We start from the raw sequence: 15,662 nt of genomic DNA, 5'->3' as shown, positions 1-15,662 counted from the left end.
CTGCCCTGCGGTAAAGACGTATTCTAGCCATCTTCCACGCAAGACAAGACTTCGATGGATCGCAAACTGCTCGACCTGCTGTGCTCCCCCGACACCCGCCAGCCGCTCTCGCTGCTCGATGGCAAGGGCCTGGAAGCACTCAACCGCGCCATCGCCGCCGGCACCTTGCAACGCGTCGACGGCGCCGTGCAGGACCAACCGCTGCGCGAGGCCCTGATCACCCGCGACCGCAAACAGATCTTCCGCGTCGACGATGGCATCCCGGTGCTGCTGGCCGAAGAAGCCATCAACCCCAGCCAGATCGCCGACTTCCCCGAGAAGTGAGTTCGGCCATGACCACCACCGCACCTGTCGCGCCAGCCGATGCGCTGGTGGAGGCAGACGTGGCGCGCGCACTGGCCGAAGACATCGGCAGCGGCGATGTCACCGCCGCACTGCTGCCCGACGCGCCGGACACGGCCTATCTACTGTGCAAGCAGGACGCGGTGATCGCCGGGCGGCCGTGGTTCGACGCCACGCACCGCGCGCTGGATCCGCAGGTGCAGATCGCATGGCGTATCCAGGAAGGCGACCGCGTCGGCGCCGGCACCGTGCTGGCCACCCTGCACGGTCGCAGCCGCAGCCTGGTCAGCGCCGAACGCACCTCGCTCAACTTCCAGCAGACACTTTCTGCCACGGCCACCACCACCGCGGCCTACGTCGCAGCGGTGGCCGGCACCGGTGCACGCATCCTGGACACCCGCAAGACCCTGCCCGGCCTGCGCGCCGCACAGAAATACGCGGTGCGCTGCGGCGGCGGCGACAACCACCGCATCGGCCTGTTCGACACCGTGATGCTGAAGGAAAACCACATCCGTGCGGCGGGCTCGCTGAGCGCCGCCGTGCACGCTGCACGCGTGCAGCAACCACAGTTGCCGCTGGTGGTGGAGGTGGAAACGCTGGAGCAGCTGCGCGAGGCGCTGCAGGTGGGGTGCACACGCATCCTCATCGATGATTTCGACCCGGCAATGCGGCGCGCCGCCGTGCAGATCGTGGCCGCGTTGCCGCCAGCGCAACGCATCCCGCTGGAAGTCTCCGGCAGTGTGGATCTGGCCGGCATTCGCGCCATTGCGCAGGACGGCGTGGATTGCATTTCCATCGGCGGCCTGACCAAGCATGTGCAGGCGGTGGATCTGTCGCTCAAGCTGGGGCCGGCGCCTTACTGATTTCACGCCTGTCCGCAGGCAGCTCTGTCAGCCTGCGCGCAGTGTTCTATGCGGAATCGGTAATGACTGCAAAACCTTGGCCATGGATCTGCCTGCTGCTGGCAGGCTGGGGCGGCACGGCCGCCGCAGCGGAAGTGTGCGATATCCCACCACGCTTCGGCACCAGCCCGGCCGCCATCGCCATCGTGCGCAGCGCCTGCAACGAGCACCGACTGTGGCAGCGCCCTTTTATCGACAGCAAAGGCAAGCTCGCCAGCCTGGGCGTGACCGAGGCGGAGTCCGCCTTACTCGCCGACGACGGCATGATTGCCTGGCAACGTGTCGCCGGCTACTGGCGCGATAGCGGCACGCTCGCCTCGATGGGGGGCAGCGCGGGCGCGTCCAGCTGTGCCGCCCTCGACGGCAGCCGCTACACCGCCAGTGATTGCCGCGCGTTCCTAGTCGACAACCCTTGGTCGGCCGCCTTCATTTCGTGGGTGATGACGCAAGCCGGCGTCAGTGGCTTCCGCCGCTCCGCGCGTCACCTGGACTACATCCGCAGCGCCTATCACGACGGGGCCACCGGCCCATACCAGTTCACCGACCCGGCCGTGGAAAAACCCGCACCTGGCGACATGCTGTGCCTGTTGCGCGGGCGCGATGTCTCGCTCGGCTATGCCGGCCTGCGGGCCGCACTGGGCGGCAGCGCACCGATGCCATGGAAGTCGCATTGCGACGTGGTGGTGGCGGCCAATGTCGGGGGCGATCGCACGCTCTACCTGATCGGCGGCAACGTCTTCAACACCGTGATGATGCGCAAGATGCCGCTGGATCGCGCCGGCCGCGTGGTACTGCCCACGCCGCAGACCGACGCCAGCCAGGGCCAGAGCGAAAACGAGGACAGCCTAGGCGCGGCGCGCGAGTGCACACCGGCACACGAGGAGTTGTGCGACTTCAACCGCCGCGACTGGGCCGCGCTGTTGAAGCTGCGCCCAGACGCAGCAGTGACCGCACCGCCGCCGACCGAACCATTACCCGCGCCTACCGCGCCACCGGCAACTCAGCCAATGCCGCCAGGCTTCCCGCGCGTGGTGCCGCCGCGCCCGCAAGGGCAGCCTGCTCCTGCACAGCCGCAGACGGAGTGAGGTAAGGCCGAAGGGTCCGCGTTGTGCCGTGCTATCTGACATAGACAGGCGGCACTTTGGCTTGTCGCGTTAGCGATACAGATCCGGTTCTGGATCCGATTCGGCATCGAACTAAAAAGTTGAGCCGCCTCTCCCCCCTCGCTCAAGCGCGAGGGTACGAGCAAAGCCTCGTACGCGAAGCGCTGCCCTTCGAGTGTCAGCTGTGCTGCACTGACCTCCCACCAGCTGGTGACCTCCCAGCAGCTGGCTGTCGCTTTCTTTAGCCGCGGCGCCCTGCCCCTTGATTCCTTTGCGCCCTCATGTGCGCGCGGAGCACGTTCTCCCAACGAGAGCCAGAAGCAGCTTCTCGCGGATAGAACCGCCCGCTCGCTGATCGAACCGATGCGAGTCGCCCCCCCCTCTACCACCGGAAAGTGATTGGGGTTAAAGGGATGAGCGCAGCGATCCTGCTGCCTTCCACACACCGCAATCCGTCCCTTTGGGTACGTTTCCCGGCGGGAAAAGCCGCGGCATTGGTCAGCCAGGTTTCGGAGAAACGATTTCGTCCATTCGAGCAGATCCAACCAAAGCGATATGCGCTGGGCTTTGCCGCATTCGCACATGTACGCACTCCCTTATGCGTGCACAACAACCCCTCAAACAAAAGCTGCATGACACCGTACTTCGCCCAACGAAAAAGCGGGCCGAAGCCCGCTTTTTCTAACGCACATGCAGCGGCGATTACTCAGCCGATGCAGGCACGCCCTCGCCTTCTTCCACTGCCTTGATCGACAGACGGATGCGGCCCTGCTTGTCCACTTCCAGCACCTTGACGCGGACCAGATCGCCTTCCTTCAACTTGTCGCCGACCTTCTCCACGCGCTCGCTGGAAATCTGCGACACGTGCACCAGGCCGTCCTTGCCTGGCAGGATGGTCACGAACGCACCGAAGTCCATGATCTTGGCGACCTTGCCTTCGTAGATGCGGCCCGGCTCTACGTCCGAGGTGATCTGCTCGATGCGCGACTTCGCAGCTTGGGCGGCAATCGCGTTGACCGAAGCAATGATGATCGTGCCGTCGTCCTGGATATCGATCTGCGTACCGGTTTCCTTGGTGATCGCCTGGATGGTCGAGCCACCCTTGCCGATCACTTCGCGGATCTTGTCCGGGTGGATCTTGATGGTCAGCAGACGCGGCGCGTAGTCGCTCAGCTCCTGACGCGGGGTGGTCAGCGCCTTGGACATCTCGCCCAGGATGTGCAGACGGCCAGCCTTGGCCTGCTGCAGTGCCTGCTTCATGATCTCTTCGGTGATGCCTTCGATCTTGATGTCCATCTGCAGCGCGGACACGCCTTCAGCAGTACCGGCCACCTTGAAGTCCATGTCGCCCAGGTGATCTTCGTCACCCAGGATGTCGGACAGCACCACGAAGCGGTCGTCTTCCTTCACCAGGCCCATGGCGATACCCGCCACCGGTGCCTTGACCGGCACGCCGGCGTCCATCAGTGCGAGCGAAGAGCCGCACACCGAAGCCATCGACGAGGAACCGTTGGACTCGGTGATTTCCGAGACAACGCGGATGGTGTACGGGAATTCTTCCAGGCTCGGCATTACGGCCAACACGCCGCGCTTGGCCAGACGGCCGTGGCCGATCTCGCGACGCTTCGGCGCGCCAAAGCGGCCGCACTCGCCCACCGAATACGGAGGGAAGTTGTAATGGAACAGGAAGTTTTCCTTGTACTCGCCAGCGACCGCGTCGATCACCTGACCATCGCGGGCGGTGCCCAGCGTGGTGACCACGATCGCCTGCGTCTCGCCGCGGGTGAACAGCGCCGAGCCATGGGTCCGCGGCAGCACGCCGGCCTGCACCGAGATCGGGCGCACGGTGTCCAGTGCACGGCCGTCGATACGCACCTTGGTCTCCAGCACCGAGTCACGCATGGTGTGGTATTCCAGCTCGCCGAATTCCTTCGACAGCTCGGCCGAGCTCCAGCCTTCGGAAGCCACGCGGCCTGCCAGCGACTCGAGCACGTCCTTCTTGATCGCCGAAATGGCGTCGCGACGCTGCAGCTTGTCGCGCACCTGGAAGGCACCCGCCAGCTGGGTGCCAACCGCTTCCTTCAACGCGCTGATCAGCGCGGTGTTCTTGGCCGGGGCCACCCAGGTGCTGGGCTTGGTGCCGGCTTCGACGGTCAGTTCGTTGATGATGTTGATGACCTTCTGCATCTCGCGATGACCGAAGGTGACCGCGCCCAGCATCACTTCTTCCGACAGCAGCGCCGCTTCCGACTCCACCATCAGCACGGCGTTCGCCGTACCGGCCACAACCAGCTCAAGCTGCGAATCCTTCAGCTCGGTGATGGTCGGGTTGAGAATGTATTCGCCGTTCTTGTAGCCCACCTTGGCGGCGCCAATCGGGCCGTTGAAGGGGGTACCGGCCAACGACAGCGCAGCCGACGCACCGATCAGCGCGGCGATATCGCCGTCGATGTCCGGGTTCATCGACATCACCGTGGCGATGATCTGCACTTCGTTCTTGTAGTCCTCCGGGAACAGCGGACGGATCGGACGATCGATCAGGCGCGAGATCAACGTTTCCTTCTCGGTCGCACGTCCTTCGCGCTTGAAGAAGCCGCCCGGGATGCGGCCGCCGGCATAGAACTTCTCCTGATAGTCAACCGTCAGGGGGAAGAAGTCCTGCCCTTCGCGCGCGGTCTTGGCGGCGACGGCGGTGACCAGCAGTACGGTGTCGTCCATCTTGACGATGACGGCACCGCTCGCCTGGCGAGCGACTTCGCCCGTCTCCAGGGTGACGGTGTGCTTGCCGTACTGGAAGGTTTTGGTGATTTTTGCCACGGAGGTTTTTTCCTTAGGTGTAACTGTCTTCGTTGGACCGTCGTCGACCCATGCCGAGAACGGGCGGCCGGGAGGCTCCGGCCCATGACGCATGTGACGCTTTACGGATTACAAATTGCGAACGACCAAAACGAAACCGCGGCGCATCGCTGCGCCGCGGCGGTAGGACTCGATTAGCGGCGCAGGCCGAGCTTCTCGATCAGCGACTTGTAGCGCTCGCCGTCCTTCTTCTTCAGGTAGTCGAGCAGGCTGCGGCGACGGTTGACCATCTGCAGCAGACCGCGACGGCTGTGGTGATCCTTCTTGTGGGTCTTGAAGTGACCGGTCAGCAGCTCGATGCGCGCGGTCAGCAGAGCGACCTGCACTTCCGGCGAACCGGTGTCCTGGGCGCTGCGCTTGTTGTCTTCAATAACTTTCTGGGTGTCGACGGACATGATGTGTTCTCGATAGATGCGTGGTCGACAGGAACGTGCATGACGCACCGTCGGACTCGCCGTTTGCTAGGAATGTGCGCGCTTGGCGCTGAGGGTGCCCCGATCGGGGCCGCAAAATTGTAACGTCGCGCGGCCCCGGGAACAAGTTGACTAAACCTTAACAAGCTGCAGCGGCGTTCAGACCGTTGAATAGGCGCTGCGGCGACAGGCGTCCGTCCGCGTCGACAAGGCCCAGCCCGGCTGGGCTGCCGTCTGTATCGAACACCGCAACCTGCCCTTCCGGGAATGCCGGATCGCGCAACCGCTGCCCCATGCGAAAGCGCGCCACCAAGGTGGCGTCGAGCGTGATCTGCGCAAAATCGCTCAGCCCAGCGGCCACCGGCAGCAGCAATTGCGCCGCATCGGCGCCGGATTCGACCAGCGCGGTGAGCGCCTCCAGGGTGATCATCTCTGGCGTGCGGAACGGCTCCACCCACACGCGGCGCAGCGCGGCGATGTGCGCGCCACAGCCCAGCGCCTCGCCAAGGTCGCGCGCCAGGCTACGGATATAGGTGCCAGAACCGCAGGTCACGCGCAGCCGCAACCGCGGCGACGCATAGCTGGTCAACGTGATGGCATGCACCTCGACCTCGCGCACCGGCGCCTCGATGACCTCGCCACGGCGCGCCTTGGCGTACAGCGGCTCGCCGCCCTGCTTGAGCGCCGAATAGATCGGCGCCTGCTGCTGGATGCGGCCGATGAACGGCGCCAGCGCCGCCTGCAATGCAGCCTCGCTGAGCGCAGGTACCGGGCGCTCACGCAGCGGCTGCCCATCGGCATCGTCGGTATCAGTGGTGACGCCCAGCACGATGTCGGCATCGTAGGCCTTGGCCGAGCCCAGCAACAGGCCGGCAATCTTGGTGGCCTCGCCAAAGCACAACGGCAGCAGGCCGGTGGCCAGCGGATCCAGGCTGCCGGTGTGGCCGCCCTTCTCGGCACGCAGCAGCCGGCGGGCGGCCTGCAGCGCATTGTTCGAGCTGAGTCCGGCCGGCTTGTCGAGCAACAAAATGCCATGCAGCGGACGGAAGGTGATGCGGGGTCTCACGGGATCAAAGCTCGCTCGGGCGCGATGCGGCCCGCATGGTCAAGGCCGCGCGGAGCGGCGGCCGTGTGCTGCCGGCGCTCAGCGCGGCTCGGCATCCTGCGCATCGGGCGCGGCCTCGGGGCCGATATCGTCCAGATCGCGCAACAGGTTATCGATGCGCTCGCCGCGGTCCACCGAATCGTCATAGTGGAAGTGCAACTCGGGCACGTGGCGCAACTTCATCGCGCGTGCCAGCTGCGTGCGCAACTGCCCGGCGATTTCCTTGAGCCCCTTCACCGCCTCGGCGGAACGCTCCTGCTGCAGCGCGGTGACGAACACCTTGGCGTGCGCCAGATCGCGGCTGATTTCGACATCGGACACGCTGACCGACGGCAGGCCGTGATCGCGCACCGCGGCGTGCACGATGGTGCCGAGGTCGCGGCGTACCTGCGCCGAAACGCGGTCGGTACGGTGGAATGATTTGGTTGGCATGGTCATGGACCTGGTTGATGCATCGGGCCGAACGGCACCGGAGCCAAAAAAAGACGTGGGCGGCCAGGCCGCCCGCGTCATGCAGCGTCGGGGCCGCGCGGCCCCGGCGATGGTGTTACAGCGTACGCGCCACTTCGATGCGCTCGAAGCACTCGATCTGGTCGCCCGCCTTGACGTCGTTGTAGGCCTTCACACCGATACCGCACTCGGTACCGTTGCGCACTTCGTCGACGTTTTCCTTGAAGCGACGCAGCGATTCAAGCTCGCCCTCGAACACCACGACGCTGTCGCGGAGCACGCGGATCGGCTTGCTGCGCTTCACCACACCTTCGATGATCATGCAGCCTGCAACCGCACCGAACTTCGAACTGCGGAACACGTCGCGGACCTGCGCGATACCGATGATTTCTTCGCGGATTTCCACGCCGAGCAGACCGGACGCCACCTGCTTCACCTGGTCGATCACGTCATAGATGATCGAGAAGTACCGCAGATCGATACCGTTGGACTCGACGATCTTGCGTGCCGATGCATCCGCACGCACGTTGAAGCCGATGATCGTGGCCTTGGAGGCCGCTGCCGAATTCGCATCGGACTCGGTGATGCCGCCCACGCCGGAGTGGATCACGTTGATGCGGATGTCGTCATTGGACAACGCCACCAGCGACTGCTTGAGCGCTTCCACAGAACCCTGCACGTCGGCCTTGATCACCAGGTTCAACACCTGCTGGCCTTCGCCCTTGCCCATCTGGGCCAGGATGTCTTCCATGCGGTTGGTGGCCGAGGCGACCAGACGCGATTCGCGGCGCTTGGTTTCGCGCTGCTGCGCCACGTCCTTGGCCAGACGCTCGTCGTCGACGACCACGAAGTCGTCGCCGGCTTCCGGCACGCCGGACAAGCCGAGCACCTGCACCGGAATCGACGGGCCAGCAGAGGCCGGCTGGTGGCCGGTTTCGTCGAACAACGCACGCACGCGGCCGTATTGAATGCCGCACACCAGGTAGTCGCCACGCTTCAGCGCACCCTGCTGCACCAGCACCGTCGCGACCGGGCCGCGGCCCTTGTCCAGCGACGATTCGATCACGGTACCGCTGGCGCGGCCATCGGCCACTGCCTTGAGTTCCAGCACTTCTGCCTGCAGCGAAATTGCATCCAGCAGCGTGTCCACACCGGTACCGACCTTGGCCGACACTTCGATGAACTGAGTATCGCCACCGAAGTCTTCGGCCACCACGTTTTCAGCCAGCAATTCGTTCTTGACCCGTAGCGGATCCGCGCCGGCCTTGTCGATCTTGTTGACCGCCACGATCAACGGAACGCCTGCCGCCTTGGCATGCGCCACCGCTTCCTTGGTCTGCGGCATCACGCCGTCATCGGCTGCAACGACCAGCACCACGATGTCGGTGATCTTGGCGCCGCGCGCACGCATCGAGGTAAACGCGGCATGGCCGGGCGTATCCAGGAAGCTGATGACGCCACGGCCGGTTTCGACGTGGTACGCACCGATGTGCTGGGTGATGCCGCCGGCTTCGCCAGAGGCAATCTTGGTCCGACGGATGTAATCCAGCAGCGAGGTCTTGCCGTGATCGACGTGACCCATGATGGTGACCACCGGCGGACGCGAGGTGGTTTCGCCCTGGGCGTCTTCGGCATGCGCCAGCAGCGCATCTTCGAAGTCGGCATTGTCCGCACGCACCGCCTTGTGGCCGAGCTCTTCGGTCACCAGCGCCGCGGTGTCATGATCGATGCTCTGGGTGATGGTCGCCATGACGCCCATCTTGAACAGCGCCTTGACCACGTCGCCGCCCTTGAGCGCGAGCTTCTGCGCCAGATCGGCCACGGTGATGGTCTCGCCGATCGCCACTTCACGCACCACCGGTGCGGTCGGACGCTCGAACCCGTGCGGGCCACTGTTGCTCTGATTGCTACCGCGACCACCATCGTTGCGACGCGACGACGACGAACCCGGACGGCCGGTCGGCTTGCCACGCACGTTGGAACGGCGCGCACGATCGGCCGCAGACAGATGCAGCTGACCGGCAAAGCGCTTGGTCGCATCATCGTCTTCGACGCCAGCCACCATGACGTGCGAACCGCGCGTCTTGTGCTTGGCGGCATTGTTGCGATCGTCCGGACGTGCCGGCGTCGCCGGACGCGAGGCAGGCGAGGCGCCAGCCGGACGAGCCGGACGCGGTGCCGACGACGGCGAAGACGGCGCACGCGCGGCAGGTGCCGACGAGGGCGCAGGTGCAGCTGCAACCGGGGCCGGCGCACTGGCAGCCGCAGCGGCTTCCTCGGCAGCCTTGCGCTCGGCTTCTACACGGTCTTTTGCGGCCTGCTCTTCGTCGCGTTTGCGCTGAATGGCTTCATCGCGGGCACGATCGCTCTCGGCCAGACGCTGCTGCTCGTCCAGGTTGCGCTGACGCGAGGCGGCGAGCTTGGCCAGGATATCGGCGCGCTCTTCGTCCGGCGTCATCGGCGCGGCGCGGCCGCTGCCTTCGTTATCGGACTTCACGTACGTACGCTTCTGCCGCACTTCCACGTTGACCGTGGTCTTGGTGCGGCCGGCGTTGACCGTGACTTCCTGCAGCTTGCGCCGATTGAGCGTGATCTTCTTGGCTGCTTCGCTCGCCGCTTCAGCGGGCGTGTCGGCCTTGCCATGCGTGCGACGCAGGAAGCCAAGTAGTTTCATCTTCTCGGTGCTGGTCACGACCTGGTCGGGACCGCTGAACTTCATTCCGGCCTCGGCCAGTTGAACCAGCAGTTTATCGACCGGCGTATTGACCAGTTCGGCAAGCTTGCGGATGGTGGTTTGCTGCGACATTCGGATCCTATGATCTGGTTGGCGCCCCCTCGCCCAGAGCAAGGGAAACGCTGATTCTAAGCCCTGATGGGGTCAGGGCGCGGTTCATTGCCGGCTCATTCGCCGCGCTCCAAACGGGCGATCTCCTCGGCGCGGGCCGCCAGGATCAGCGCCGCGGCGCGCTCCTGGGTCATGCCCTCGATGCCGAAGTCGACGATCTCGTCCGCTGCCAGGTCGGACAAGTCCTCGCTGGTGCGCACGCCGTGCTCGGCCAGAGCAAAGGCCGTTTCCTCGTCCATCCCCTCCAACGCCAGCAGGTCCTCGGTGGGCTGAGTCCCTTCCAGTCCTTCTTCCTCGGCCAGCGCGGCATTGAGCAGCGCGTCGCGGGCACGGGCGCGCAGTTCTTCGACGATGTCTTCGTCGAAACCCTCCACCGCCAGCAGCTCGCCAACCGGCACGTAGGCAATTTCTTCGACCGTGTTGAAGCCTTCGGACACCAGGATCGCGGAAATTTCTTCGTCCACTTCCAGGCGATCCATGAACAGCTGGCGCGCCGATGCCTGTTCAGCCTCGGACTTGGCGGCCACCTGGTCGGCGGTCATCACGTTGAGCTGCCAACCGGTCAGGCGGCTGGCCAGACGCACGTTCTGGCCGCCCTTGCCGATCGCCTGTGCCAGGCGGTCTTCTGCCACGGCCAAGTCCATCGAATGCTTGTCTTCATCGACGATGATCGACTGCACTTCGGCAGGCGCCATCGCGTTGATCACGAAGTTGGCCGGGTTCTCGTTCCACAACACGATGTCCACGCGCTCGCCATTGAGCTCGTTAGATACCGCCTGCACGCGCGAACCGCGCATGCCGATGCACGCACCGATCGGGTCGGTGCGGGTGTCGTGCGCAATCACCGCGATCTTGGCGCGGTCACCCGGATCACGTGCGCAGGCCTTGATCTCGACCAGGCCCTGGCCCACTTCCGGCACTTCCAGCTTGAACAGCTCGATCATGAATTCCGGTGCGGCGCGGCTGATGAACAGCTGCGGGCCACGCGGCTCTGAGCGCACTTCGGCCAGATAACCGCGCACACGGTCGCCCGGGCGCAGCACATCGCGCGGAATGCCCTTGTCCTTCGGAATGAAGGCTTCGGCATTACCGCCCAGGTCCACAAAGATGTTGCCGCGCTCGGCACGCTTGACCACGCCGGTGATCAACTCACCCACGCGATCCTTCCACGCATCGACCACCTGCTGCCGCTCGGCTTCGCGCACACGCTGCACGATGACCTGCTTGGCGGCCTGCGCGGCGATGCGGCCGAAGTCCGGGTTTTCGATCTGCTCTTCGACGTAGTCACCGACATCGACGCCGTCGGCTTCCTCGATGGCATCCATCAGGCGCACCTGGCGGTCGGGCGACTCCATCACCACATCGTCGGCCACCACTTCCCAACGGCGGAAGGTTTCGTAATTGCCATCCTTGTGATCGATGGTCACGCGCGTCAGCACGTCCTGGTCGGGATAGCGCTTCTTCGCCGCGGAAGCCAAAGCGGCCTCGATCGCGTCGAAGATCACCTCACGCGGCACGCCTTTTTCGTTGGCGACCGCATCCACTACCAGCAAAAGTTCCTTGCTCATTTAGTCACTCCGCGCGCGGCTTGCCAGCCGCCGGCTCGTTGGATGGTTTCTTCTTGTCGTGCCCGGGTTTTTTCGGGCCGGGCTTATTCGGTTTCTGCGGTGCCAGGCCCAGTGCGACCCAGTCCGGCAGGATGCGCGCCTTGTCGATATTGTCGAAGCCGATCTGCACGTCCTTGCCATCGACCGAGAACACGACTGCAGCAGCTTCAGTGTCGATGCGGACGATCTGGCCCTGAAAGCGGCGCCGGCCATCCTGCGCCAGCTTCAACACGATCTTGGCGGACTCGCCGACATGGCGGGCGAACTGATCCAGCGTGAACAAGGGACGATCCACACCTGGCGAGGAGACTTCCAGGGTGTAATTGCCGCTGATCGGATCTTCGACGTCCAACTGGGCAGACACTTCGCGGCTCACGCGCTCGCAGTCATCGACGTTGATGATGCGATCGGGCTGCTCGGCGAGCGGCACATCGATATACAGGCGCAACGTTGCGCCACCCGGGGCCGGAAGATATTCGACACCCAGCAGTTCCAGACCCAAGGACTCAACCGTTGGACCCAGCAGATTGGCGATTTCGGTCGCTTTTTCGCTCACAGACTGCCCTGATCAGATGATTGCCAGTAGAACCCCCGGCAACCGGCAGCAAACTTTCCGGTTCCGGAAAAAACAAGGGGCCCGATGGGCCCCTTGCGTGAAAAAAGCCCGACCTCTCAGGGTCGGCGCAAGGACGGGAACATGCGTCCTTACGATCCAAGAAGCTGATGAGTTGCCCGAAGGCAACATATCAAAACTTGGTAGCGGGGGCAGGATTTGAACCTGCGACCTTCGGGTTATGAGCCCGACGAGCTGCCAGACTGCTCCACCCCGCAGCAGAAGCGGAATTATGAAGAACTTGGGAGAAAATTGCAAGCCCTAGTTTTTCATCTGTTGAAGACCTTGGAGGCTCTCAACGTCGCGGCACATGATAACCGCGATGACACAAAAACGAAACAGCGATCACGACTTTATTTCAGTGCCCTGCCAGTTTAGTCAGGACACGTGCCTGCACACAGCGGGCACTAGCTATGCGATCAGGCCAGGCCCGCAAACGCGCGCTGGCACCACACCATGATCGGGTTCCAGGCCAGGCCCAGTGCGAGCAACGCGAGCGCATTGACACCCAGCACCGTCCCCAGCACGCGATCCTTGTTGGCAGGCAGCGGCTCGCCAACCGGTTCGTCGAAGTACATGACCTTGATGACGCGCAGGTAGTAATACGCACCGATCACCGCGCACAGCACGCCGACCATCGCGAGCCACAACATGTCGCCCTTCACCGCCGCGCCGAGCACGGCCAGCTTGGTCCAGAAACCGAGGAACGGCGGAATGCCGGCCAACGACGCCATGATGCAGAGCACCAGGCCAGCCATCCACGGGTTGCGTGCGTTCAGGCCCTTGAAGTCGTCGATGTGCTCAGCTTCGAAGCCGCTGCGCGACAGCGCAATGATCGCGCCGAACGACGCCGTGGACATGATGGTGTAGCTCACCGCGTAGAACATCGCGGCGGCATAGCCCTCCTCGCCGCCACCTGCCACGCCCATCAGCAGGAAGCCGATATGCGAGACCGTTGAGTACGCCAGCATGCGCTTGAGGTTGCTCTGCGCGATGGCCATCAGGTTACCGATCACCAGCGACAAAGCTGACAGGCCACCGATCAGCAGATGCCACTGCGGCGACAGCGGGCCCATGCCCATTTCGAGCAGGCGATACGCCATGCCGAAGGCGGCCAGCTTGGGCGCGGAGCTGATGAACAGCGCGATCGGCGCTGGCGCACCCTGATAGACGTCGGGCAGCCACATATGGAACGGCGCGGCACCCAGTTTGAAGGCCACACCGGCGATCATGAAGATCGTACCGGTCAGCAACAGCGTGCGCTCGCCCGAGCCTTCGATTGCGTCGTGGATGCCGGCCAGGCTCAGCGTCCCCGTGGCGCCATACACCAGCGACATGCCGTACAACAGCAGACCGGAGGCCAGCGAACCCAGCACGAAGTACTTCATCGCCGCTTCGGTCGCCAGGCCGTTGTCCCGGTTGGACGCCACCAGCGCATACGAGCACAGCGCCAGCAACTCCAGGCCAAGGTAGACCATCAGCAGGCTGCCGGCGGAGGTGAGCAGCATCATGCCGGCAGTCGCAAACAGCACCAGCACCGGAATCTCGCCCTGGTACAGATTGCGCTCGCGCAGATAGCTCCAGCCGTAAACCAGGCTCAGGCCACTGACCAGCACGATCACCGTCTTCATGACATCGGCGGCGGTGTCGCGCACGAACATGCCGTGGAAGGCTTCGCCCTGCCCGCCCGTGCCGGTTGCCAGCATCACCAGCACCACGGCCAGGACTGCGACAGAGAACAGGTGGGTCCAGACCTTGTGCCGCTGGCTCACGAACAGATCGATCATCAACAGTGCGAAGGCACCGCCGATCAGCACCAGCTCCGGTGCGAGCGGAGCCAGGTCAGCGGTGGTCAACGGCGCGAGCGTTGGCGTGGTCATCATCAAATCCTGAAAATCAATACGGACGGCAAGCGGTTAGAGCTTGGTCGTTGCAATCTGGGTCGCCAGCTTGGCGATCGACGGTTCCATCAGGTCGGTCAGCGGCTTCGGATACAGGCCAAGCGCCAGTACACCGGCAGCAAACACGCCCAACACGAAGGCCTCGCGACCGTTGATGTCCTTCAGCTCCGCCACATGCGCATTGGCCACTTCGCCGAAGAACACGCGCTTGTAGAGCCACAGCGTGTAGGCCGCGGTGATCACCAGCGTGGTTGCCGCAGCAAAGGCCACCAACGGATGCTTCTGGAAGCTGGCCAGGATGACCATGAATTCGCCAACGAAACCGCTCGTGCCCGGCAGGCCGGCGTTCGCCATGAAGAACAACATGGCAAAGGTGGCAAACCACGGCATGACATTCACCACGCCGCCGTAATCGGCAATGCGGCGGGTATGCATGCGGTCGTACAGCACGCCGATGCAGGAGAACATCGCGCCGGATACGAAGCCGTGCGAAATCATTTGCACCATCGCGCCCTGCAGGCCAAGACGGGCCGCATCGGTGCTGCCGTACTCGCGCACCAGGGTGAACGCGATGAAGGTGCCGAGGGTGACGAAGCCCATGTGCGCGATGGACGAATACGCCACCAGCTTCTTCATGTCGTCCTGCACCAGCGCCACCAGGCCGACGTAAATCACCGCGATCAGCGACAGCGCGATCACCAGCCAGGCCCATTGGTTGCTGGCGTCAGGCAGGATCGGCAGGTTGAAGCGCAGGAAGCCGTAGCCGCCGATCTTCAGCGCGATCGCCGCAAGGATCACCGAGCCGGCGGTCGGTGCCTCAACGTGGGCATCCGGCAGCCAGGTGTGCACCGGGAACATCGGCACCTTGACCGCGAAAGCGATCATGAACGCGAAGAAGATCCAGGTCTGTTCCTTGGCGGTCAGCTGCAGCGCGTACAGGTCGGCGAGCTGGAAGCTGCCACCCTTCAGGTACAGGTAGATCAGGCCCACCAGCATCAGCACCGAGCCGAGGAAGGTGTACAGGAAGAACTTCATGGCCGCGTAGATGCGACGCGGGCCGCCCCAGACACCGATGATCAGGAACATCGGGATCAGCATGGCTTCGAAGAACACGTAGAACAGCATCGCGTCGGTGGCCGCAAAGATGCCGACCGTGACGCCTTCGAGGATCAGGAAGGCCGCAACGTACTGGTTGACGCGCTTGTCGATCGAGCGCCAGGCGCCGATCAACGCAAGCACGGTCACCAGCGTGGTCAACACGATCAACGCGACCGCAATGCCGTCCACGCCCAGGTTGTAGCCGATGTTGTAGGCCGGGATCCAGGCATGTTGCTCGATGAACTGCATGGCATCGTTCGCCGTGTCATACCCGAGCAGCGGCAGACTCAGCACGAAGGTCGCCACGGCCACCGCAAGAGACGCCCAGCGGGCGGTCTCGGCGTTGCGCAATGCGAGGATCAGGGCGCCACCGATAATCGGCAGCCAGATCAGAAGAGACAGTAAAGGCCAGTTCGACACGTTTTCT

The 15,662-nt window shown here is 64.0% G+C and carries 12 protein-coding genes and 1 tRNA gene; 3 read left to right on the top strand and 10 right to left on the bottom strand.

Features of this window, described 5'->3' with window-relative positions; genetic code table 11:
* Window positions 1–54: 54 nt before the first annotated feature.
* The 3 genes from ACCQ09_RS08100 (at window position 55) to ACCQ09_RS08090 (ending at window position 2,329) form a co-directional block, all read left to right on the top strand.
* A complete protein-coding gene (locus tag ACCQ09_RS08100; protein ID WP_011037637.1) occupies window positions 55–324 on the top strand; it encodes a Trm112 family protein in 270 nt (89 codons plus the stop codon).
* Window positions 325–332: 8 nt separating this feature from the next.
* Window positions 333–1,205: a carboxylating nicotinate-nucleotide diphosphorylase gene (nadC, locus tag ACCQ09_RS08095; protein ID WP_040941050.1), complete on the top strand. Its 873-nt coding sequence runs from the start codon at window positions 333–335 to the stop codon at window positions 1,203–1,205.
* 62 nt (window positions 1,206–1,267) lie between these two features.
* A complete protein-coding gene (locus ACCQ09_RS08090; RefSeq protein ID WP_040941049.1) occupies window positions 1,268–2,329 on the top strand; it encodes a DUF2272 domain-containing protein in 1,062 nt (353 codons plus the stop codon).
* A gap of 720 nt (window positions 2,330–3,049) precedes the next feature.
* On the opposite strand, the gene pnp is transcribed toward ACCQ09_RS08090, so the two are convergent.
* The 10 genes from pnp to ACCQ09_RS08040 form a co-directional block, all read right to left on the bottom strand.
* Window positions 3,050–5,164 (bottom strand): polyribonucleotide nucleotidyltransferase, encoded by a 2,115-nt coding sequence (gene pnp / locus ACCQ09_RS08085; RefSeq protein ID WP_011037640.1) that lies wholly within the window; start codon window positions 5,162–5,164, stop codon window positions 3,050–3,052.
* 173 nt (window positions 5,165–5,337) lie between these two features.
* The gene (rpsO, locus tag ACCQ09_RS08080; protein ID WP_011037641.1) at window positions 5,338–5,598 is read right to left on the bottom strand and encodes a 30S ribosomal protein S15; all 261 of its coding nucleotides are present in this window, start codon (window positions 5,596–5,598) and stop codon (window positions 5,338–5,340) included.
* Between the two features lie 157 nt (window positions 5,599–5,755).
* On the bottom strand, window positions 5,756–6,682 hold the full coding sequence (gene truB / locus ACCQ09_RS08075) for a tRNA pseudouridine(55) synthase TruB (RefSeq protein ID WP_012437968.1): 927 nt from the start codon (window positions 6,680–6,682) through the stop codon (window positions 5,756–5,758).
* A 78-nt stretch (window positions 6,683–6,760) separates the two neighbouring features.
* Window positions 6,761–7,153 (bottom strand): 30S ribosome-binding factor RbfA, encoded by a 393-nt coding sequence (gene rbfA / locus ACCQ09_RS08070; protein WP_029216910.1) that lies wholly within the window; start codon window positions 7,151–7,153, stop codon window positions 6,761–6,763.
* A gap of 115 nt (window positions 7,154–7,268) precedes the next feature.
* Window positions 7,269–9,977, bottom strand: a complete 2,709-nt coding sequence (gene infB / locus ACCQ09_RS08065; RefSeq protein ID WP_016944315.1) for a translation initiation factor IF-2 — start codon at window positions 9,975–9,977, stop codon at window positions 7,269–7,271.
* A 95-nt stretch (window positions 9,978–10,072) separates the two neighbouring features.
* A complete protein-coding gene (nusA, locus tag ACCQ09_RS08060; RefSeq protein ID WP_011037645.1) occupies window positions 10,073–11,584 on the bottom strand; it encodes a transcription termination factor NusA in 1,512 nt (503 codons plus the stop codon).
* 4 nt (window positions 11,585–11,588) lie between these two features.
* Window positions 11,589–12,179: a ribosome maturation factor RimP gene (rimP, locus tag ACCQ09_RS08055; RefSeq protein ID WP_011037646.1), complete on the bottom strand. Its 591-nt coding sequence runs from the start codon at window positions 12,177–12,179 to the stop codon at window positions 11,589–11,591.
* Window positions 12,180–12,377: 198 nt separating this feature from the next.
* Window positions 12,378–12,454: transfer RNA gene (locus tag ACCQ09_RS08050), tRNA-Met, on the bottom strand.
* 201 nt (window positions 12,455–12,655) lie between these two features.
* Window positions 12,656–14,116: an NADH-quinone oxidoreductase subunit NuoN gene (gene nuoN / locus ACCQ09_RS08045; protein ID WP_011037647.1), complete on the bottom strand. Its 1,461-nt coding sequence runs from the start codon at window positions 14,114–14,116 to the stop codon at window positions 12,656–12,658.
* A 36-nt stretch (window positions 14,117–14,152) separates the two neighbouring features.
* Window positions 14,153–15,655, bottom strand: coding sequence for an NADH-quinone oxidoreductase subunit M (locus ACCQ09_RS08040; RefSeq protein WP_011037648.1), 1,503 nt, complete (start codon window positions 15,653–15,655; stop codon window positions 14,153–14,155).
* Window positions 15,656–15,662: the final 7 nt, after the last annotated feature.

Origin of the sequence: Xanthomonas sp. NCPPB 2586, assembly GCF_041475775.2 — a bacterium.
Classification (GTDB): Bacteria; Pseudomonadota; Gammaproteobacteria; order Xanthomonadales; family Xanthomonadaceae; genus Xanthomonas; species Xanthomonas campestris.
The sequence above is the reverse complement of the archived record's forward strand: the minus strand, read 5'-3'. Positions and strand labels throughout refer to the sequence as shown.